This is a genomic window from Aquimarina discodermiae (assembly GCF_040786235.1).
In the GTDB taxonomy this organism is placed as follows: Bacteria; Bacteroidota; Bacteroidia; order Flavobacteriales; family Flavobacteriaceae; genus Aquimarina.
In genome coordinates, this window is the sequence record NZ_JBFMKP010000008.1 from 36,603 (window position 1) to 59,798 (window position 23,196).

At 34.0% G+C, this 23,196-nt stretch carries 13 protein-coding genes; 6 read left to right on the top strand and 7 right to left on the bottom strand.

Features of this window, described 5'->3' with window-relative positions; translation table 11 throughout:
• Positions 1–12 precede the first annotated feature (12 nt).
• The 4 genes from ABW636_RS06730 to ABW636_RS06745 all read right to left on the bottom strand — a co-directional run bounded on the left by ABW636_RS06730 (position 13) and on the right by ABW636_RS06745 (position 2,906).
• Positions 13–444 (bottom strand): TerB family tellurite resistance protein, encoded by a 432-nt coding sequence (locus tag ABW636_RS06730; protein ID WP_367589195.1) that lies wholly within the window; start codon positions 442–444, stop codon positions 13–15.
• A gap of 421 nt (positions 445–865) precedes the next feature.
• Positions 866–1,324, bottom strand: coding sequence for a response regulator transcription factor (locus ABW636_RS06735; protein ID WP_367589196.1), 459 nt, complete (start codon positions 1,322–1,324; stop codon positions 866–868).
• A 26-nt stretch (positions 1,325–1,350) separates the two neighbouring features.
• On the bottom strand, positions 1,351–1,971 hold the full coding sequence (locus ABW636_RS06740) for an HD domain-containing protein (RefSeq protein ID WP_367589197.1): 621 nt from the start codon (positions 1,969–1,971) through the stop codon (positions 1,351–1,353).
• Positions 1,965–2,906, bottom strand: coding sequence for a 2-hydroxyacid dehydrogenase (locus ABW636_RS06745; RefSeq protein WP_367589198.1), 942 nt, complete (start codon positions 2,904–2,906; stop codon positions 1,965–1,967). The genes ABW636_RS06740 and ABW636_RS06745 overlap by 7 nt, the downstream gene beginning before the upstream one ends.
• A 727-nt stretch (positions 2,907–3,633) precedes the next feature.
• On the opposite strand from ABW636_RS06745, the gene ABW636_RS06750 reads away from it, so the two are divergent.
• From ABW636_RS06750 to ABW636_RS06775, 6 genes are all read left to right on the top strand, one after another.
• Positions 3,634–5,301 carry a tetratricopeptide repeat protein gene (locus tag ABW636_RS06750; protein ID WP_367589199.1) on the top strand — a complete coding sequence of 556 codons (1,668 nt, stop codon included), beginning with the start codon at positions 3,634–3,636 and terminating at the stop codon, positions 5,299–5,301.
• A gap of 115 nt (positions 5,302–5,416) precedes the next feature.
• Positions 5,417–7,963, top strand: a complete 2,547-nt coding sequence (locus tag ABW636_RS06755) for a T9SS type A sorting domain-containing protein (RefSeq protein WP_367589200.1) — start codon at positions 5,417–5,419, stop codon at positions 7,961–7,963.
• Complete coding sequence (locus ABW636_RS06760; protein ID WP_367589201.1) at positions 7,960–8,652, top strand: hypothetical protein; 693 nt, start codon at positions 7,960–7,962, stop codon at positions 8,650–8,652. The genes ABW636_RS06755 and ABW636_RS06760 overlap by 4 nt, the downstream gene beginning before the upstream one ends.
• 112 nt (positions 8,653–8,764) lie before the next feature.
• Positions 8,765–10,474, top strand: coding sequence for a tetratricopeptide repeat protein (locus ABW636_RS06765; RefSeq protein WP_367589202.1), 1,710 nt, complete (start codon positions 8,765–8,767; stop codon positions 10,472–10,474).
• 320 nt (positions 10,475–10,794) lie between these two features.
• Entirely contained in the window at positions 10,795–13,974 is a 3,180-nt protein-coding gene (locus tag ABW636_RS06770) for a phage tail-like protein (RefSeq protein ID WP_367589203.1), read from the top strand.
• Positions 13,975–14,151: 177 nt separating this feature from the next.
• Positions 14,152–20,610 carry an immunoglobulin-like domain-containing protein gene (locus tag ABW636_RS06775; RefSeq protein ID WP_367589204.1) on the top strand — a complete coding sequence of 2,153 codons (6,459 nt, stop codon included), beginning with the start codon at positions 14,152–14,154 and terminating at the stop codon, positions 20,608–20,610.
• A gap of 68 nt (positions 20,611–20,678) precedes the next feature.
• Here the strand turns inward: ABW636_RS06775 and ABW636_RS06780 are convergent, their stop codons facing one another.
• The 3 genes from ABW636_RS06780 to ABW636_RS06790 form a co-directional block, all read right to left on the bottom strand.
• Positions 20,679–20,855: a hypothetical protein gene (locus tag ABW636_RS06780; RefSeq protein ID WP_367589205.1), complete on the bottom strand. Its 177-nt coding sequence runs from the start codon at positions 20,853–20,855 to the stop codon at positions 20,679–20,681.
• Positions 20,812–21,972 carry a DUF8740 domain-containing protein gene (locus tag ABW636_RS06785; protein ID WP_367589206.1) on the bottom strand — a complete coding sequence of 387 codons (1,161 nt, stop codon included), beginning with the start codon at positions 21,970–21,972 and terminating at the stop codon, positions 20,812–20,814. The genes ABW636_RS06780 and ABW636_RS06785 overlap by 44 nt, the downstream gene beginning before the upstream one ends.
• A gap of 342 nt (positions 21,973–22,314) precedes the next feature.
• Positions 22,315–22,959, bottom strand: a complete 645-nt coding sequence (locus ABW636_RS06790; RefSeq protein WP_367589207.1) for a hypothetical protein — start codon at positions 22,957–22,959, stop codon at positions 22,315–22,317.
• Positions 22,960–23,196 lie beyond the last annotated feature (237 nt).

Sequence of the window (23,196 nt, forward strand, 5' to 3'; positions counted from 1 at the left end):
AGTATAGATAAATTATCTATTCATATTTTTAACTTCTTCTGCAAATGTATCACTATCAACACCTTGATCAATAAGAGTTAATGCTTTATCGACTACATATTTTGCATTTTCCGATCTAAATCCTAAACCAATACTCAGTTTTCTTAATAAAACTACTTGGTCATCCCCCTTTATATTGTCTGCAAATACCATTCTTGCTAAATCATATAAACGCTCAAGTCGTCTATCATAACTCGAAGGTGGATTAATTGGATGTGAATTATAATTCTTAGAAATTTCTTTATAATCGTTTTCAGAAATATCAAGTCTTGTAGCTAATCTATCCAAAAAAGCCCTTTCTTCATCGGTAATTACCCCATCGCTCATGGCCACTTTTACAATTGCTGCAAAATGATCCTGGTTTCTTTTCTGAAATCCGCTATCAAATAAATCAGATATTGACATTGTTTATTTTTTTTAATTTGCCGCAAATATAATTAAACTATATCCCTTTTAAAATATTAAACCCTCCTTTTTTACATAAACCTTTTTATCTAGGTTCTATTACATAAAATATGTATCCTATAAACCGAATAAAAAGAGCATCCAATTCTTAAAAAATAGTACCATTTTTAATAACAGCAACATAAAACCCTCCTGTGCCCATTCACAGGAGGGAACAAAATTGTGTAGAAAATCTTATATAACTAAAAGGTAAACCACCTTTATATATTCAAAACTTTATCTTGACCTAGCTCCTACCCTAATCAAAACTAAAATATTTGAACTGCTTTTCTACATTTGCAATACTAAAACAAGAGAGTATCATTTTTTGACACTCTGTAAAAAAATATGTTTTTTTTGAAAATTTTAACAAGCGACTCTTTTACAGTAGAGGCTGTAAAACAAACCACATCAAAAAAGGAATGATTTGTAACTCTTTGGCAATCTGTATTGCCTGAGTGCGTCGTTTTGCATCTAGTTTTAGTAAAACTTTTGAGACATGTGTCTTGATCGTATTTTCTGACACAAAAAGTTTTATCGCTATTTCTTTGTTAGAGAGTCCTTCTGCAATCTGACAAAGTACTTCGTATTCCCTTTTACTTAACCCAATGTCCTTGATTTTTTGATGGTTTATTTCTGTAGATGTCGTAAGTGACTCTTTTGTACTGTTGTTCAATATTTTTTTATTGATGAGTATCCCAATTATAAAAAACACTATAGCAATACCAGAAATCACCATTTCTATAGATGTATAACCGGTAATCATACTATACTTGCTAAACTTAAAAAGTGCTAACAGGGCTATGATCAGTAGCGTAAAAATAAAAATCGTTTTCTTCACAAGATAAATATAGTAAAACGAACATTCTATTTTGAAAGTAAACCTATTTCTCTCTTCAGGTTTTCTCTTGCTTTTGTTTCAAATTGATTAAAAAAATAATGGGTTTTATAAATCTTTGGCATCGTCAAAAAATGATTCAACATGCTAAGTCTTCCTTTTTTATACATGAAATCAGGATAAAATCGATATTCTTTTCTTACGTTTTCGGCATAGGCTTTATACAATTGCCATTCACCTCCTAATATCGATAAATCTGCATCAGTAAAATGGTTTATATCACTATTTACAGAGATGCTATGCCCTTTGGTTTCGTTAATCATCTCAACACACAATGCGATGCGCTTTTTATCAAAAGACAATTTAGTTAAAATACTTGCAGCCTTTTTTGCGCTTTGTTTTTCGTTGTCTTTCCTATGTATATTATACACATAATCGTGATAAAAGATAGCAAATAATACCAGGTCCCAATCTTGGATTTCTTTCTTAACCAAAACCAAACATCGATACAAATAATCGAGGTGAGTGAGGTTATGGTAATATCTGCCTCTTTGTTGGTGTGCTTTTTCTATTTCATGCCAGGATGATTCGATAAAATCAATATCTTCCGAATAGATAGATAATAGGGTATAAAAAGCTTCTTTTAACAAAACGTTGCTTTAATTTTATCTACAATGGTTTGTGCCAACTTTTCTTTAGATTCTATTGTCCAACCTGCTACATGAGGACTTAGTATCACATTATTCATCGAGAGTAACTCTTCTAACGGTTCGGGCATTTCACTTTTTGAAGTAAATAAGTTTTCGAAAGAGGATTTTTCATATTCTAATACATCCAAACCTGCTCCCAATATTTTGCCTTCTTTTATGGCTTGTACCAAATCCTTGGTTATAACACTCTTTCCTCGAGCAGTATTAATGAGCCAAAAAGGTTTTTTAAACTTATTGATCAAAACTTCATTAATCATCCCTATGGTTTCTGGAGTCTCTGGAGTATGAAGGCTTAGAACATCTGTTTTTTCGAGGAATTCTTCCAGCTCTACCTGCGTAGCGTCACTATTCTCTACATCTTCTTTAATGTCATAGCAGATCACCTCTACATTAAATCCTCTAAGCTTATAGGCAAATGCTCTTCCCATATTACCGTATCCAATAATCCCTACTGTTTTTCCGTCTAATTCTATTCCTCTATGCTCCTCTCTAAGCCATTGACCATTTCGAACGCTTCGATCTCCTTGATTCAGCTTATTAAATAAGGATAAAATCATACCTAAAGCATGTTCTCCCACTGCATTCCTATTTCCCTCTGGTGCGTTAAACAATTTTACTCCTAATTGTTCGGCATAAGCAGTATCAATATTTTCTAATCCAGCTCCTACCCGACCAATAAACTTCAAATTAGTTGCTTTATCCAAAAAGGTTTTATCGATAGCAAATCGACTTCTAATAATGATTCCATCATAAGTATGAATTTTAGATTCGATTTCTTCTTTAGAAGATGTATAATCTTCTTCATTAGTAAAACCTGCTTGCTGTAATTGTTTGATGAGTATGGAGTGATTGGTGTCTAAATGAAGTATTGTCATATAAATGGGTTTATTAATCGACAAAAATAATTAATAAAAACATAGATTTACTATCCTCGAAAGGTATACCTTTATATTTTAAGACTATTTAACTTGAAAGTTAAACATATCCATACATCTTTTCAGTATTGTCTTATTTTTCTTATAAAATTGACACTATTTTGATATCACATGCTATTAACAATATACTTTTATATACTCTACAAGACTCAAAACCTTAGAAAACCGGAATTAGTTTTATAAATAAAAAATTTCTTGAAACCAACTATCCCAAGGGCAGAGCCTCAGGGGTATTTCGCTGGTTTCATTTTGACCTGAAGATCAAAAACCGAAATTTTTATTTCCCCCACACCCCAACCCTCTCCCCCAAAGGGAGATGGAGAAAATTGAAACCCCGAGGCAGGGCCTCGAGGAATTTTTAGATTAAAAAATAACTCACAACTGTACCCCGAAACTGGAGAATATAGTAATCAAAATACACTATACATCGCATTTACCACTTTTTGTCACCGTGAAAATTTTCTTAAATAAAATTTGATTCATAGTATTGTTCTTAACAAGTTTTATAAACAACAAAAATTCAAATCAAACACCTAGAAAGATATCAGGACATTTTTCTTTGATTAGATAACTATATATAAGTTTCTGTTCCTAAAAATGATATAATTTTAAGCAGAACACAATAAATAAAAATTTGCAGACAATTTTATTGGTAAGTTTGCTTATTATGAAGCCTTATATTTCTCTCCTATTTTGTTTTCTTATAGGATATGTCTTTTCGCAAGAAAATGACACTACCTTAGTACGTCTTGCCAATTCTCTAGATCTTGCGATAGAAGACACAACCAAAGTAAAAGCATTGTTTGAGATTGGTAAATACCAACTAGATCGTGATTTTAATATGGCCGAAGGTTATTTCAATCAAGGACTAGACTTAATCAAAGATAAGAACGATAATAAGTACAAAAATTATAGATCTGCCTTCTATATACAACTAGGAGTTGTAAATCGCAGAAAAGCTGATTATCCAAGCGCCATTAATTTCTACATTAAGGCACTAGAACATTATACAACAACCAAAGACACCTCTAAAATTGCGGATATTTATCACAATATGGCGCTAGTATATCGATACCAAAAAGAGCACTCTAAGGCCATTAATCATTATAAAAAAGCAATTAAGTTAAAAAAAAGTGTTAAAGATACTTTTGGTCTTGGTGCTGGATATAACATGTTGGGTGTATCTTATCGTCAAAACAAACAATTAGACTCTGCATTAATTTGTTACAGAGAGGCAAAAAAACACTTTATCGCTATAGAAAGTGAAGAGGATTTATATCGAGTTAAAGGCAATATGGCTCAATTATACCTAGCTAAAAAAAACTACAAGAAATCGATTGAATTAAATCTTAACAATCTGTCCTACTACACCAAAATCAATAATAGATTATCAATGTGTGTAACCAACTATAACCTTTCTGATGTATATAAAAAAACAAAAGAATGGAAGAAATCGCTAAAATACATAAACGCAAGTATCAAAATAGCAGAAGAAGAAGGTTTTAATGAACGTATATCTGTGGGGTACCGTAGAAAAAGTTTCCTTAATTCTAAAATGGGTGATTTTGAGGACGCCTATCAAAACTATCGAAAATTCAATCGAAAATCTGATGAGTTATTTAATCTTGAAAACGAGAAAAAAATACAAGCTTTAGAATTAAATTATGAATTTGAAAAACAAAAACAAACTGATAGTCTTCGATACGAGCAAGAAAAACGAGAAGTAGCCTTAATCGCAGCATCTGCAACTTCTAAAAAGAGATTGTATTTTATACTATTATTAATCACATCACTTGGAGGGGTAATTATCGCATTCTTAATTAAACGTAATTATCAACAACGTACTTTGATGCAAACAGAATCTTACGAAAATGAAAAAAAGATACTGAATCAAGAAATTAAGAGTAAAGAAGAAGATGTAAAGCGTTTGATTGCCGATAATAGTATGCGCCAGGCTTTTAAAGAAAACCTGCTGGAAACCATAAAAAAAGAGGTCATTCATGAAGATCCTAAAAAAATCAAAGAATCTTTAAACTCCTTGCTTACTAAACTTAGATTACAAATCAACACTGAAAACAAACTATCTGGTTTACAAGAAAAAATAGATGCTGCCAACAAAGTTTTTGACGCAAATCTTCAAAATCAATTTCCGGCATTGACCAAAGGTGAAAGAGAAGTATGTGCCTTGGTACGTCTTAATCTTTCAATAAAAGAGATTATGACCATTCGCAATGTTTCTTCTGATTCGGTAAAATCAATGCGTCGTCGGATTCGTAAAAAGATGAATATTCCTCAAGATATCGAGTTAGAAAAATTTATTCAGGATTTGGTATAAAAATCAGCCCTCAAGCTACTGATTTTGGGAAATGACACCTTTTGACACCATCAAAATCTTATAAAGTTATACATTTAATAGTATTATTGCAGTTACATTTTATAAGCCCGATATTATGATAAAAAAACTACCCCTAGTATTACTTTGTCATCTCTTTTTTGGCATTTGTTACATTTCTAATGCCCAGTACACTACTATCCTCGATAACAATTTTGAAGCTGCTTTAGCCGTCTATGACGACATTCTTAATGACAATCAGGTACCCACCGCTAACATTTCTTCACTAACCACTCTAAATATATCTAACAGTAATATTTCTGATCTTACCGGGATCGAAGATTTTATAGCACTGGAGTCACTAGAAATAAACGACAATAACCTTGCTTCAATAAATGTAAGTAATCTGGCAAACCTCATTACCCTAAGAGTTACAAGAAATCAACTTACCACTTTAGACCTAAGCAATCAGTCTGCACTGCAAACCCTTATTGCAGACAATAACGATATCGAAAGTCTTCAAATAAACTCTACGGCACTAAGATACCTTCAGTTATTCTCAAATGAGTTAACCGAAATTGACCTAACTACCTTCCCTTTGTTAGAACAAGTATTTTTGGGCCAAAACAATTTGACAAACCTAAACGTAAGTATGAATCCCTCATTGTTTAGAGTCGAATTTCAACATAATGATATTAAACTCATTGATGTTTCGGCACTAACAGGGTTGCGATTTTTGATAGGAAGAAACAATGAATTGGAATTTGCGAATGTAAAAAATGGTAATAATACGGCAATAGAAGATCTTCAACTGCAGAACAATGCTAATTTAAGTTGTATTGAGGTAGACAATGCCACCGCTGCCAATACAGGAGCTGGCAATTATGCAGCCTGGCAAATTGATGCTGCAACTTCGGCATATGCAGATCAATGTCTGACCAATGTACCGGATGACAATTTTGAACAAGCCTTGATAGATGCAGGATACGATTCGGGAGCTTTAGATAATTTTGTACCTACAGCCAACATTGCAGTAATAGAAAGAATGGATGCCGGCACAGGAGGTTTATTATATAATAAAGGAATCACCGACCTTACCGGAATAGAGGATTTTACTTCGTTAATACAATTATGGAGTGAAGGAAACCCTATAGAAAGTATAGATGTAAGTAAAAACATTAACATAGAAATTCTAACATTTATTAATTCAGAATTAGGCAGTTTAGACCTTACTGCAAATACAAAATTAAAAAATGTAGCCATTGGTAATAGTCCATTAGCAACTATAAACGTTACTAACAATACAATGATGACACGTATTGTCATCTGGAACACCATAGTATCAAGTATAGATCTTAGTGCAAATACCGCAATGACCAACTTATCTATTTCAGACAGTCCTTTAGGTACTATTGATCTTAGTACAAATGTTGCATTAGAGAGATTATCATTTGATAATACACAATTAACCAGCTTGGATATAGGTAATAATACATTACTAACAGATTTAGAGCTTGATACTAACCCTATTACTAGTTTAGACTTAACTACAAATACAGCATTAACTTCTCTATCTATTGAGAATAATCAATTCACAAGAATAGATCTAAGCACCAACATTTTGTTAACAGACCTAGAGTGTAGTAATAGTCAATTAACCAATTTAGATCTTAGTACTAATACAGAACTAGTAGAATTATATTGTAATAACAATGCATTAACAAGTTTAGACCTAAGTGCCAACACTTTATTAGAAGAATTGGAAGCCAATAACAATCAGCTCGCTCTTCTAAATGTAAAAAACGGAACGAATCAGAGTAATCTTTCGTATCTATCAGCCATCGATAATTCTAACCTAAGTTGTATTGAAGTTGATGATGCCACTGCCGCTGCTGCAGAAACTGGAAATTATTCGAATTGGGATAAAGATGCTACCTCTTCCTATTCAGAATTATGTCGAACTTGTGAAATCGATGATGATTTTACCATACTGACTTATAGCGAAACATGTACTGATAAAAATAATGGAAAAATTAGTATTAATGCTAATGAAAATACAACCTATATTGCTACCATTAATAATGAATCTCAGACCTTTACTACTACTACAGAAATTACCAACCTGGAGCCAGGCACTCATAATTTATGTATCGCGATAGATGGTTTTGAAGATTGTAAACAATGTTATGATGTAGTCATACCAGAAGCCACTATTGTTGCTGGAAAAACTACCATTCAGAAAAATAGGGAACAGGTTTTGGTGACGCTAGAATCTGGTACACCTCCTTATAAAGTAAGCATCAATAATAAGCAAGTTTCAACATATGACATCAATACTTTCTTGGTAGCGGTTCATCCTGGAGATGTAATTGATATCTCTTCAAGTATTACCTGTGAGGGCAAATTAACTTCAAAAGTTGCTATAGAAAATATTGGTAAAGCATACCCTAACCCCACTCAAAGTGATATTGAGATCATTCTGTCCAATCCCCAGAGCACCATCAATGTAGATATGTACAATGCATTAGGAATAGTGGTATCTTCAAACAATTATACAGTTTCAGGTAACCGACTAGTTATTCCTATGAAACATCTGCCCAACGGAATTTATTTTTTATATCTTGACAAAGCGTTCTCATCCCCATTTAAAATTGTAAAACAATGATAAGATCAATCTATATATTTTTATTCGGAATCTTGTTTTTACTTTCATGTAAGAGAGATGATAATGGAAATTCTGTAACCATAACCAACGAAATTCCGTCTATACCCAATTTGGTATTCCCTACCCAAAATTTGGTATGTACCAATTTCGAACTGGAATTTAGTTGGGGTGTTGCGACCGATGCTGATGGAGACACTATAAGTTATATAATCGATATTGCCACAGAGAGTAACTTTACCACCGTATTATTTACTGCTACCACCACCAACACTGCTAATAGTTTTACATTAGAAAAAGGCACGACATATTTCTGGAGAGTAAAAGCCAAAGATAGTGCTGGTAATGAAAGTGGATATTCTGGCACCTATTCTTTTTATACAGAACCAGATGCAGGTACCCATACGTTGCCTAATCCTCCTAGTATTGTAAGTCCAACCCTCGGGCAGAATGACATCACTGCAGGAAATGTAACCCTAAACTGGAATACCAATGATAACAATATCCAATCTTATGACGTCTATTTTGGCGAAACAAACCCTCCTGCCCTATTTGCAGAAAATGTTTCATTATCAACTACCAATGTAACCACATCGGCCGATAAAGTTTATTATTGGAGAGTGGTTGCAAAAGATAATCATCAAAATACTGCGATTGGACAAGTATGGAATTTTAGAACACTAGAACCATAAAAACTGTCTTTCTTGTTTTCTAATAAAATCTGCTTGTTAGCTACCATTCATATACGTTTTAAAAAGAAATACGCATTAAAATAAATTGTACTTTTGAGTACAATTTATTTTAATGAAGCTATTCTCGGTCAGTTTTCAATTGCTCTTCAAAAATACCCCAGTAACTTTTATCATCTTACTGGTAATACATCTTTATGGCAATACTCAAGGCTTTTCGCAGGAATCTACTATAATAGAAGATAGTCTTCGTATAGAGAAATTGTATGGCCATGCTATAGAAGTCATTAATACCGACCCCACAACTGCCAGAAAAAATTTGGAAAAAACGTTGGATGAATTAGACAATAACCTGATACCAAAATACCCCGATAATCATCACTTTTTACTAAAAAAAGCACTAATTATTGAGCGTTTGGCCTATTTCCTAAGAAGAGAAAACAAATATGACAAAGCCCTAGCCTATCTTCATCAAAGTCTGAAATTAAAAAAGAAAGTAAACGAAACCTATACTCTTGGGTATACCTACTCGCAAATCGCCTGGATGTGGATGTATCAATTAGAGTTTGAAAAGTCAAGAATAAATCTGGACTCTGCGTATTATTTAAGCAAAAAATACAACAACATAAAAGAAAAGATCAGAACCTTAAGTCGATATGGTGTGGTCTACCTAAACACAAAAGAATATGTCAAAGCAGAGCAACATCATCATAGAGCGGTACGCCTGGCAGACTCATTAAAGGAGATATCTCCTATTGCTGCTACTAATGCCAATTATGCAGATTTTCTAAGACGACGAGGAAGATATGAAGAAAGTGTTCCTTACTTAGAAAAAGCAATAGAAAAACATAAGGAAGGAAATAATCAAATCGGATTAGAATCGGGATATTTTGCTTTAGGAATCACCTATCGAGAAGCAGGAAGATTAGATAAAGCTATTGATGCGCTTAACCAGGCAATCACGATGACCAAAAACCTTCAAAACAAGTCATTAATTCATTCCAGGTATTTCCAATTAAGTAAAGCCTATGCAAAGCTTAATGACCACAAAAATGCATATCTAACGCTTAAAAAATATGTCACAGCAAAAAACAAAGCACAAAACGAATCGCACTATAAAAAAATGGCGAATCTCGAATCTAAATATAAGTACGAACAGCAACGTAGTATAGATAGTATCCAATTTACCAAAGAAAAAAGAGAGGTAGAATTAATAGCACATACAGAATCAGCAAAAAAACAGTTCTACTTTTTACTGTTAATTTTGGTGATTATTGCCGCAGGTGTTATTGGTTTCCTAGCAAGAAGAATGTATTTGAGTAAAACTCAGATAGCCTTAGAACGGCTAGAAAAAGAAAAAATCCAAAAAGAATTATTGGATCAACAAGTGACTGCAAAAGAAGAAGAAATTAAACGACTGGTTGCAGATAATACCATGCGATTAAATTTTAAACAGGAATTATTAGATCAATTAAATAAAGAATTGTCTGAAAAAAACCCTGAAGATCTAAAGACCTCTATCACTTCTTTGACTAAAGAATTAAAATCTCAAATCATTACCGAAGATAAACTATCGTCTTTACAACATAAAATTGATGATATAAATCATGGATTTGATGCCAAACTCGTAAAATTATACCCAGAACTCACCAAAACAGAACGCGAGGTCTGCTCGCTTCTTCGACTAAATTTATCGATCAAAGAAATCATGACGATTCGTAACGCATCACAGGATGCTATTAAATCTATTCGTTATCGTATTCGAAAAAAAATGGGATTATCTGCCAAAGAAGAATTAGAACAGTTCATTCAGAATATTGTTTGATTTTTACTTTATTTATCTCCTAATCATACGATTTATGGATAAGAAATTCGTATAAAGAGTTTGAATTATTTTATGCTAGATTAAGGCATAAAATTAAAGAATAGCCTTAGCTATTGTTGAATTTTATAACGCAGATATAGTGCAAAAGAAACTAACTATATGCGAAAGTTTTATGTGTAAATCGTATTACTACCAAAATAAGGGTTTGCCACTTTTTGTCACGACAAAAACATCGCTATATCGCTAGAAAAACAGATATTTGCAGTTGGTTGTAACCGAATATTTAAAGAATACAACATAACTTCAAAAATGCCCCTTGTATGAAAAGAAAACTACTATGTAATATGGTGACTGTATTTTTTTTGGTCATCGCATTAAACACGCAGGCACAAATTTTAAACGAAGCTTCCGGAACCGCTTCTGGCGAAAATATCACTACTGGAGATTACAATACCATGTATGGAGATAGTACAGGAACCGCACAGACCAGTGCTAGTAAAAACACTTTTGTAGGTTTTGGAGCAGGAAAAAATACTACGACTTTTGAAAGTACCTTTATTGGGTACTATGCTGGTCATAGTAATGTAGACGGGGTCGATAATGTATTTATAGGTTTTGAAGCTGGAGCTTTGACCAATAATGATGGCTCTAGTACTTTTAGAGGTGGTGACAATACTTTTATAGGGAGTGAGTCTGGAGAACGAAATACTACTGGTTATGATAATACCTTTATAGGAGAAGAATCAGGACAAAAGAATACCACAGGATACGAAAACGTATTTATCGGTGAAGATGCCGGTTTTGATTTCACAACAGGTTATGAAAATACATTTGTAGGTCATCGAGCTGGGGTTGGAAGATCATTCAGTGGAGGAAGCACTGGGTATAAAAATACAGGAGTAGGAAATGTGTCTATGGAGGACATCGGTGAAGGACATCATAATACTGCAGTAGGAGATTCGGCTGCCGTTGATATCGGGGACGGGATTTATAACACCATGATTGGCGCCGCTGCTGGAGTGGCCACAGAACATGCTGATTTTAATACATTTCTAGGAGCCATGGCAGGTTGGGATAATAATAGAACCAATAATAGAACAGACGCCAACCGTAATACCTATGTGGGATATTTATCAGGAGCTTCTAACAGAGAAGGTGAAGATAATGCCGGGTTTGGAGCTTTTTCTGGCTATGGCAGAGCTACCAGAACAACAACAGGAGGTGAAGGTTATACGTATTTTACTGGAAATACAAGAAGATATCGAACCACTTTTGTAGGCTCTCAAGCCATTGCAGCTCAGAATGATGTCATCACCATGGGGTACTATTCTTATAATTCGGGACAATATGCCATAGGAATTGGAAATGAAGGAACTATGAATAATGCAATTGGAGCCATAGGAATGGGATATCAATTTGAAACCACTCGTGGTGCCAATTATTCGATAGGGATAGGATATCAAGCCAATATTGCACAAGCTGATGCCATTGGGATCGGTCGATCGGTTGATATTGATAATACCGAGGCCATTGCAATTGGTGCCAATTCTGTGGCACAAAATAATGGAGCGATCGTAATAGGTACAGGAGCTGCTTCTAATGATCTTATTGATAATACCAATGGTGATCCTGATGCCACAAATAATATTGCTATTGGATATAATGCAACAGTGAGTGGAGATAATGCCATTGCAATCGGTAACGGAGCCACTGCGGCAAATGATCATACCATGATTTTAGGAGGTTCAGCCAACCCTGTAAGCGTAGGGATAGGTACAGATGCTCCTAATACGTATGCATCACTGGATCTTACAGGAAACAATAAAGGTTTATTTATAAACAGACTAACAACTGCACAACGTACAGGGTTAGAACCAGCTTTTCCAGAACGCCCATCATCTAGAGGAATTAGAGAAACAGAAGAAGGATTGATGGTATATGATACAGATGAAAAGCTATTATACACCTGGAACGGTACTGAATGGTTAGCTGCAAATTCTGATAACTTAGGAGATCATACAGCTACCAACATGTTAAATATGGGTGATAATGTAATACGTTTTGATCCCGGAGAAGATAATGGAATAGAATTTAATGGTCGCAGTACCTATAAAATTTCATACGGCTCTGGCGCTAATTATAAGTATGGTCCCGTCACAAGAGCGAGTATTAAAACATCTATGAGTACAAATACGGCTAGTGGTTGGACATGGGGGACACCTACTGGAACTCCTGTAGCCGCTATCAGTACAGAAGGGAAAATGCAAATTGCAAACAGTTTAAATATTGCAGGTGCCTATCAGTTTCCTATTATAGATGGAACTACAAATCAGGTGTTAACCACCGATGGTTCTGGAGCTTTAACCTGGTCTACCCAACTAGATAATCAAGAACTTTCATTAACTACTAATACATTAAGTATTTCTGGAGGTACGGATACTGTAGACTTATCGGGGTACCTTGATAATACCGATGAGCAAGCCATTTCTTTATCTACAAACACTTTGAGTATTACAGGAAATGCCGCTACGGTAGACCTTTCTGGATATCTCGATAATACCGACAATCAAGATCTAAGCTTATCCTCAAATACACTTAGTTTAACCAATGATGCTACTTCGGTAGACTTATCAGGATACCTTGATAATACAGATGAGCAAGCTATTTCTTTATCAACTAACACATTAAGTATTTCTGGAAATGCCGCTACGATAGACCTTTCTGGGTATCTCGACAATACCGATAATCAGGACCTAAGTTTATCCTCAAATACACTTAGCTTAACCAATGATGCTACTTCTGTAGACTTATCAGGATACCTTGATAATACAGATGAGCAGGCAATCTCTTTATCAACAAATACATTAAGTATCTCTGGGAATGCCGCTACGGTAGATCTTTCTGGGTATCTCGACAATACCGATAATCAGAATCTAAGTTTATCTTCTAATGTATTAAGCATTTCAAACGGAAATACTGTTGATCTTTCGGGATATGTGAATTCTGACAGTCAGAATTTAACCGCTGCCAACTTAAATGGTACAGATCTTACGATTGAAATAGAAAACGGAACTTCGGTAACTGTAGATCTGGCACCTGTTGTTTCTTCATTAGAGACAGAATTAACAGATGCAAAAAACGAAATAGAAACCCTACAAAATCAAATGACCGATATTTTATCAAGATTAGAGTCGTTAGAAAGTTGCGCGTGTGATACTTCTGGGATTGTTAATAAAGGAAATGGCCCTATACTGTATCAAAATATTCCTAATCCGTTTAATGGGACATCAGCGATTAAGTATTACTTGCCTGCAGGAGTTACCAATGCATCTATAGTATTTAGTAACTCAATTGGGCAATTGGTCTCTACAGTAGCACTTAAAAAAACGGGAGATGGTGAATTACATATCAATAGTGAAGGATTAGCCGCAGGAACCTATTTTTATACATTATACATCGGTAGTCAAAAATTTGATTCTAAAAAAATGATCATCGAATAGATAAATTACTATAAGTAGGCCTAAACGTAAATCATTGTAAACAAACCTTTAAATGAGAGTTTGCCACTTTTTGTCACCGTAAAAACATACTAATAAACAGATATTTACATTATTTTTGCAGCTAATTCACAGACTATCTATTCTGTGGATCTGGAAAACAACTTTAAAGCCCCATATATGAAAAGAAAATTACTCCTAATTTTTTTATTGGTTATCAATGGTTTTTTATTTGCACAGGAAACCAATGTCCCCGATGATAATTTTGAAGCGTATCTCGAAAGCCATGATGCAGACGGAAATGTAGTTACCGTTGGAGACATTAACAGTATGGGTAATGGAATTGCCAATGATAATTTTGTAACAACTTCAAGAATAGCTAGTGTTACTGATTTAGATATTTCCAGATTAACTATTAGTGATGCCACAGGAATTGAAGGTTTTATAGCATTAGAAAATTTTAGATGTTTTGAAAACCCATTATCTGATATAGACCTTTCTCAAAACGTAGCATTACTTACCATAGATATAGGCAAAAACAATCTTACTAGTTTAGACTTTTCTACAAATACTGCACTAACTTCTGTAAGTTGTAGTCGAAACCAAATTTCAAGTTTGAATGTATCACAAAATACACTTTTAGAAACTCTAGGCTGTAGTGACAACCTAATTAACAGTTTGGATGTTTCCAATAATACTGCGTTAAAAAACCTATCTTGTTATAGCAACCCCTTAGGGAGTCTGGATGTAACACAAAATCTACTATTAGAAGATCTGGATTGTGTAGATACGGGTCTTACCGTTTTAGATGTAACTCAAAATCCAGAATTACAAGAATTACAAGTCTACGAAAACTCACTTACAAGTTTAGACGTAAGCAACAATCTAAAACTAATTGAACTCTATGCAGAATATAATCAAATCACCAGCTTAGATGTTTCTAAGAACACTGCACTTATAGATTTATCTATCTATGATAATCAATTGACGTATCTCAATATGAGAAACGGAAATAACACCAATTTGGATCGTAGTGATTTTGATATTCGTAACAACCCTGGACTTACTTGTGTTGCTGTAGATGACCCTGCCTATGCTAATAGCATTTTAACCGATAAGGATTCGCAAACGGTATATACTACTTTTTGCACACAAACCTATGTCCCAGATGATAATTTTGAAGCGTATCTCGAAACACATAATTCTACGGGATTGACAGTACCTTTGGGTGACCCTACCAGCATGGGTAATGGCATTGCCAATGATGATCATGTAGGGACCGAAAAAATACAAAACACAACAGTTTTGAGTATTTCTGAAAAAGGTATTGCAGATTTTACAGGCTTAGAAGGCTTTGTAAACTTAGAAAAACTTTATACAAATAGAAATACAGCTTCGACCTTAGATCTTACCGCAAATACAGCATTGATTGAAGTAAGTTGCTGGACAGCAGGGCTCACAAACATTAATGTTTCGGGACTAACTTCATTAGAAATAATACGAGCTGGAGAAAACAACTTATCCACGATAGATCTAAGTTCTAATATAGCATTGCACAGCTTATATCTAGATCAAAATGATTTTATTACTATCGATATAAGTGCAAACACAGCACTTTTAGATTTCAGAATAAAAGAAAATTCATTAGCTACTTTAAATGTTGCTAATAATACTAATCTAACAAGATTATATTGCGGAGACAATTCATTAACTACTTTAAATATCACTAATAATACAGAATTAAGAACCCTAAGCTGTGGAGGGAATCAGTTGACAACTATAGACGTAAGCCCTCTTACCAAGCTAACAGACTTGTCTATTGAAGATACTCCCACACTTACTGCATTAGATGTATCTAGTAATATAAATCTTGAAGATATTGAGGTGTATAACAATACCTCGTTAACTACTTTAGATCTATCCAGTACTACCAAATTGATAGAGGCTTACATCAATAACACAGGCATAACGACATTAGATTTTGATAATAGTCCACAATTGGAGTATGTAGAATGTCAAAACAATAATGCATTGACTTCGTTAAGTTTTAAAAGTGGCAATACAAGTAGTATTGATGAATTGTATGCTACCGGAAATCCAAACCTTTTTTGCATTCAGGTTGACGATCCTGCGGCTACTTATTTAAATGGTTGGGAGAAAGATGCTACAACTGGTTTTAGTGATGATTGTAACTGGACGTATGTACCTGATGATAATTTTGAAAATTATCTAGAAACTCATGATGCTGATAATAATTTTGTATCAGTTGGAGATCCAACCAGTATGGGTAATGGAATTGCTAATGATAATTATGTAACTACCGCTAATATTGAAAATGTAATGAGTCTATTTATTGCTTTTCAAGGGGTTACTGATATAACGGGTCTTGAAGATTTTACATCATTAGAAACATTATTTATTTTTAGTAATACATTAACTGATACCAATTTAGATCTTACCAGCAATACCAATTTAACAAGAATTGATGGAGGCGATATGGGATTAACTAGTATTGACATTACAGGGCTAACTTCTTTAGAACGACTAGATATTCCACGTAATGATCTTACATCCATTGACCTTTCTACAAATACAGCTTTAAAAGAATTGATCATCTCATCTAATGATTTATCTGGATTAGATGTAAGCAACAATCTCTTGTTAGAAGACTTGCAAATTCATGAAACTACACTAAGTAGTATTGATGTAAGTGCTAATGTGAACTTAACAAGAATCTTAGCTTCTTTAAATCAATTTACATTATTAAATACTCAAAATAATACATTACTTGAAACTTTAAATTTATCTAGAAACCCATTGACTTCTTACGATGTAAATCACTTGTCAAATCTTCAAGATTTAAATTTAGACGAAACCAATATTACTTCAATCGATATTAGTAAGAATGCCAACTTAGTAGAATTTAATGCAAGAGATATTAATGAATTAGTAGAGCTGAATGTTAAAAATGGGAACAATAGCAACTTTACAGAATTTAGGGTAACGGGTTGTCCTAGTCTAACCTGTATAGAGGTTGATGATCCAACCGCTAATTATTTAACAGGTTGGTTAAAAGACGCTACAGCAAATTTTGCTAAGTATTGTCGATTTACCTATGTTCCTGATGATAATTTTGAGAATTATTTAGAAACACATCAGGAAAATACAGGATCGGTTCCGTTTGGGGACGATCGAAGTTTAGGAAACGGAATCATGGATGATTATGTTCCCACAGAAAAAATTGAAAACTTAACTATTCTATTTATAGAAAACCAGGGCATCTCAGACTTTACAGGCTTAGAAGATTTTAAAGCGTTACAGCGATTTAGAGCCCATGGAAATCCAGTAAACGGAGCCTTAGACTTAACTCCTAATGTGAATTTAACTCAAGTGTTTTGTTGGAATATGGGATTAACAGGTATTGACCTAACTGGTTTAACCACTTTGTACCAATTAGTACTAAATGATAATAACCTTACCGCTCTTGATGTTACAACCAATACACTTGTAGAAGATATAGATATAGAGAATAATAACCTTACCGCTCTTGATATTTCACAAAATACCGAAATTACGGGTCTAAATTATACAAATAATACCATCCAAGCTATAGACCTGAGTCAAAACACCAAACTGATAACTTTTATTGGTATAGGTAATACGATTTCAACTATAAACCTTCAAAACAATACACTTTTAGAAACAATAGAAATAGGAAACAATCCAATCTCTAATTTAGATGCTTCTATTTTTCCAAATTTGGTTAATCTAAAAATCAATAACACCAATGTTGAGCGTATAGATGTAAGTAACAACCCAAATATTAGTACCTTAATTTGTAATGATACCGAAATAACCGAATTAGACTTAAGGGATAATGCTAACATGTACACTTTAGAAGTACATAATAATGCAATTACAGAATTAAATTTAGGAAATCTGACAAGACTCAACACTTTCAATGCTTCTAATAATCAATTAACATTGTTGAATTTAAGAAATGGAAACAATGATAATATGGCTAGTGTTGACGTTACCGGTAATCTAGGTTTAACTTGTATTGAAGTTGATGACCCTACAATTCCAGAATTAGCGACTTGGTCAAAAGATAATACTGCTAGTTATGCAGAATTCTGTAGGTTAACTTATGTACCCGATGATGCTTTTGAGACTTTCTTAGAAAATAATGGTTATGGTAATGGGGTGGCAAATGATGATTATGTATATACGGCATTAATTGAGGTATCTGAAGGGTTTAATATACATAATGGATTAGTAGAAGACATGACAGGTATTGAAGATTTTAGAGATATGTGGTTTTTAGGATGTCGTAATAATACTAACCTGACAAGTATAAACTTAAGTAAGAATACAAAACTTACAGTAATTACTTTAGCGAATAACAATTTAGCAAGTTTAGATTTATCCAATAATGTATTGTTAGAACAAGTATATCTTGACGGTAATACTAATTTAGGAGATGTAGATATTTCTAATCTTACTTCGCTAACTAATTTGAGTTTATCTAATACAGGAATCAATTCAGTAGATATCTCTATGAATCCTTTGTTAAGACAACTTATCTTAAACGATAATAATTTTACAGAATTTGATATTTCAAACTATCCAAACATTATACAATTACGTATAGCTAATAACCAATTAACTTCCTTAAACGTTGCTAATGGAAACAATGATAACTTCACTTGGTTTGATGCACAAGGAAATCCTGATTTAACGTGTATAAAAGCTGATAAAGTAGTTCCTTTATTTCCTGAAATCTGGGAGAAAGATGATACAGCTAATTTTGCTATTTATTGTGATTTAACGTATGTCCCCGATGATAATTTCGAAAACTATCTGGAAACCCATGATGCAGATGGAAATGTAGTAGCTGTTGGAGATGCAACAAGTATGGGTAACGGTATCGCCAACGATGATCAGGTAGCTACCCTAAAAATAGAGAATGTTACTGCTCTGAACGTCGAAAGTCAAAGTATAGCAAATCTTACAGGGATAGAAGCTTTCGCTGCTCTTGAATCATTAAACGTTGATTACAACGATTTAACCACATTAGACTTAAGTAACAATACTAACCTAAAAGTTTTAGATGCAGCAGAAAACGATTTTATCACTTTAGATCTTTCAGGATACTTAAGTCTCGAAGAGGTTCAGTTAAGATCTAACTCTTTAACCAGTTTATTGGTTGATAATAATCCTAACTTAAAAAAATTAGGAGTGGGAAAAAATGGTTTATCTACACTAGATGTTACTTCTTGTACTCAGCTAGAAGAACTGGCTGCTCATCAAAATGTATTAGAGTCATTAGATGTAAGAAACGGAAATAATAATCTAATCACAGATTTCTTTGTTAAATTCAATGATTTTCTAACTTGTATTCAAGTAGATGATCCCACAGCTGCTTATCTGAGTAGTTGGGAAAAAGATGATATTGCTAGTTTTAGTACAGATTGTGTTCCTCCTGTAATTACTTTATTGGGTGACAATCCGCAAATCATAGAATTAGGTGCTGGTTATACAGAATTAGGTGCTACAATAGATGATGGGGTGACCGATGTAGTAATTGATGCATCTGCGTTTGTAGACACAGTAGGAAGTTATACCATTCGCTACAATGCCACGGATGCAGCAGGAAATGTAGCTGTAGAAGTTACAAGGACTGTAGATGTGGTAGATACAACCCCTCCTGTAATTACCATATTGGGTGACAACCCACAAATAATAGAACAGGGAACTGGTTATACAGAATTAGGTGCTACAGTCGATGACGGAGTGACCAATATCCTCATAGATGCTTCTGATTTTGTAGATGCAGTCGGTGAGTATACGATCCGTTACAACGCAACAGACAATGCCGGTAATATGGCAGTAGAAGTGATTAGAATAGTAAATGTAGTAGATACCTGCCCACTAAATAGTCTACCTGATACTAATTTCACGATTCAAACCACCAGCGAGACCTGTTCTGACAAGAATAATGGTACGATAAACATTACCGCTGACGCTGATCTAAACTATGTTGTAACTATCAACGAGCAAGAATATGATTTTAATTCATCACTAACGATAAGCGACGTATCACCAGATACCTATGCATTTTGTATTACGGTAGATGGATACAACAGTTGCAAACAATGCTTTGAAGCTACTATCAATGAGGCCGAAAGTCTAGTCGGAAAAACAACACTGCAAAATGGTAACTCCAATAATGAGATGCTTGTAGAAATCAACTCGGGCACTGCTCCTTATACAGTAACGATTAATAATGACGAAGTAGGAATCTATAACGATACTAGTTTCTCTGTAAAGGTCGTACATGGTGATGATTTGGTAGTATCTAGTAATTTGGATTGTGAAGGGACGCTTACCTCCAAAGTAAGTTTATTAGATCAGTTTACCATTGCCCCTAATCCTACCAAAGGTAATACAACACTTTTTGTTCCTAACTTCTTTGCGTCCATTCAGGTGTCTATGTATAATTCGTTGGGTATTTTGATATCATCAGCATCCTATACGGTTAGCAATAATCAATTAGAATTACCAATGAAAGAATTACCTAACGGTGTTTATTTTGTTTCAATTAATGAAGAAAAAGTTTTAAAGGTCATAAAAAACTAAAGGTATTTAAGAATAGAATCTGGGATAGTATGGTAAATAATCACACTATCCCAGGAAATCATCTTTCTTTATGCTGTTCCTCGTCCTATACCAACGGCATAATTACCAGAAGTACTATTATCTGCTCCTAATGAAATAGAAGCAAAACGAGAAGATAAATTATTATACCCAGCAGAAAAAGCATTTTCTCCTCCTGAGTTATTATAGCTTCCAAAAGCTACCGCAGCCGTGATTTCCTCGTACAAAAGCTGCAGAAAACGTTCCCACGTTGGGATCATCCCAATCTCCTGTAAATCCATCTGAAGCCACAGCACTACCTGCTCTAAAAGCTCCTTTACTTTTATCAAAATACATTCTCATATTATCTGAGGCATTGTTTTGTATATCGTTAAGTTGCGAACTTCCAAATACAAAGTCATCTGTAGCAATTGCACCAGAGGTATTACTGGTGATATTATTTGTAGTACTAAATCCTCCTTGCGTATCACTTACCCAACTATAGTTACCAGATCCATCGGTTACTAAAACCTGACCGTTCGTACCTCCCGTAGGTAATTCAATCTCATTGGTAGCGTCAGCATCAGCATCATTGACATTATCAGTTACCCAACTATAGTTACCAGAACCATCAGTTACTAAAACCTGACCAGTCGTTCCTCCCGTTGGCAATTCTATCTCATTAGTAGCATCAGTGTCGCCATCGTCTACCTTATCAGTTATCCAACTATAGTTTCCTAAGCCATCAGTAACTAAAACCTGACCGTTCGTACCGCCCGCTGGCAATTCGATCTCGTTGGTAGCATCGGTATCAACATCATCAACTTTATCGGTTATCCAACTATAGTTACCAGAACCATCGGTTACTAAAACCTGACCAGTCGTTCCTCCCGTTGGCAATTCGATCTCATTGGTAGGATCAGCATCTGGACCATTGATTGCATAATTGGCATAAGGTACTGATTGCAATTGCGAAACACCAAGGGTAGTATAATTTGTTCCTCCTGTGGTATCGATTCCTACCTGAAGCCAATAATCTTGTGTACTCCAATCAATATTCATAAAGCTATCTACAGTCGTTTCTGCACCTACTGCCAATGCAATGACACCTTGCCCATTTGAGGTTATCGTATGGGTTTCTTCATATACATTGGTACCAGTAGCGCTTCCTTGCAATAGGATAATTTCTACTCCTATAGATTGATTGGTGATCACATTTCCAGAGGCATCTCTAATGACCACCTGATAATTAAACGATTGTTGAGCATAACTTTGTTGTGATAGGATAACTACTACCATACACAGAATCCATCTTAGATATTTTAGTCGTCCTTTATTTACTAAACTAGGGTAATTTTGAACCATAATAGGGCTGCTTAATTATTTATATTTTACTATTCTGATACGTTGTTTATACATTGCATCATATCATATACAGTTAAGTTTTTGGATACCCTATTTTATTTATAAAAAAAATCCTCTTTCATATACACATGAAAGAGGATGATATAAACTCGCTATAATTATATTATACCATTTATATTTTGAATTTACTGGAAAAGAAAATTAAGATTTTTTTGTTTCAGTTAAGAAGAAAAATCAAGCATAGCAGGGCTACGGTTTATTTTTATTATGAAACTGAGGTAAAAAAAGAACATTTTATTCCGGTAGATTTAAAGTGTAAATGGTATTAGTAAACAAACGTTATTATTTTCCTACAATAATTCTTGCCGCTTGATACCCACTATAAAATGAAGTGTGAGTACGCTTAAATCTTTTCATTACTTTATCTACTTTGGTAGCTAACAGAGTAGAGGTTTGGTCAAAAAGCTCTGAAATACTTTTGGTGGCCTGTTTTTCTGCAATACGATATTGTCTAGGTTGCCCATTGAGTACCAAAAAGCGATCAAAACTATTTTTTAAATCTGTGATTTGATCGGCTGTTACGCCGTAATCCTGAAGATCGTTAAGATGTTCTTCTAGCAAAAGGATGGTTTCATTAACAATAATTATAAAATCTTGATTGCGCAATCTGTATAAATCTGAAAAACTTTTTGCTGCTTTTTGCTCTAGTTCTACTTTATCTTCTACTGCAGCATATGCTTCTAAGGCATCATTTAGTATATCTGCTTTTTCTGAAACAAATCGTTTTTGTGTTGTTTTATTTGTTCCTAAGTAGGTTTTGGCAGCTTCCTGACTGTCTTGATTTTCTCTTATTTTTATCAATTGCTCGTCAAATTGATTTTTGAACGTAACCAATACAGGAACTCCATTCCAAATATCGGTATGGGTATCCATAAAACTTTGTACCGCCTGATACATCTCTAATCTGTTAATTTGCCTTTGATCCATAATGTGTGATTTTAAAAATTAATTTGTAATTGTGTAACTTGACATTGCAGGCTTGCAAATAAAGATTGTATCTATGTAAATGCATATTGCAATGTTGTACTTACATATTGTTGTTATGTAACTACTCATTGTATTAATGTCACCACATATTGTTTTGTTACCGGTAGGTATTGTAATAATGTAAATTAATAATGTTGCTAAGTAGCTACTACTTGCAATAAAGTGATTAGATATTGT

What these genes read in the sequence shown, in the direction of transcription:
- ABW636_RS06730 (WP_367589195.1), bottom strand. Translation starts at nt 444, where the DNA reads ATGTCAATATCTGATTTATTTGATAGCGGATTTCAGAAAAGAAACCAG.
- ABW636_RS06745 (WP_367589198.1), bottom strand. Translation starts at nt 2,906, where the DNA reads ATGACAATACTTCATTTAGACACCAATCACTCCATACTCATCAAACAA.
- ABW636_RS06750 (WP_367589199.1), top strand. Translation starts at nt 3,634, where the DNA reads ATGAAGCCTTATATTTCTCTCCTATTTTGTTTTCTTATAGGATATGTC.
- ABW636_RS06755 (WP_367589200.1), top strand. Translation starts at nt 5,417, where the DNA reads ATGATAAAAAAACTACCCCTAGTATTACTTTGTCATCTCTTTTTTGGC.
- ABW636_RS06760 (WP_367589201.1), top strand. Translation starts at nt 7,960, where the DNA reads ATGATAAGATCAATCTATATATTTTTATTCGGAATCTTGTTTTTACTT.
- ABW636_RS06765 (WP_367589202.1), top strand. Translation starts at nt 8,765, where the DNA reads ATGAAGCTATTCTCGGTCAGTTTTCAATTGCTCTTCAAAAATACCCCA.
- ABW636_RS06770 (WP_367589203.1), top strand. Translation starts at nt 10,795, where the DNA reads ATGAAAAGAAAACTACTATGTAATATGGTGACTGTATTTTTTTTGGTC.
- ABW636_RS06775 (WP_367589204.1), top strand. Translation starts at nt 14,152, where the DNA reads ATGAAAAGAAAATTACTCCTAATTTTTTTATTGGTTATCAATGGTTTT.
- ABW636_RS06785 (WP_367589206.1), bottom strand. Translation starts at nt 21,972, where the DNA reads ATGGTTCAAAATTACCCTAGTTTAGTAAATAAAGGACGACTAAAATAT.
- ABW636_RS06790 (WP_367589207.1), bottom strand. Translation starts at nt 22,959, where the DNA reads ATGGATCAAAGGCAAATTAACAGATTAGAGATGTATCAGGCGGTACAA.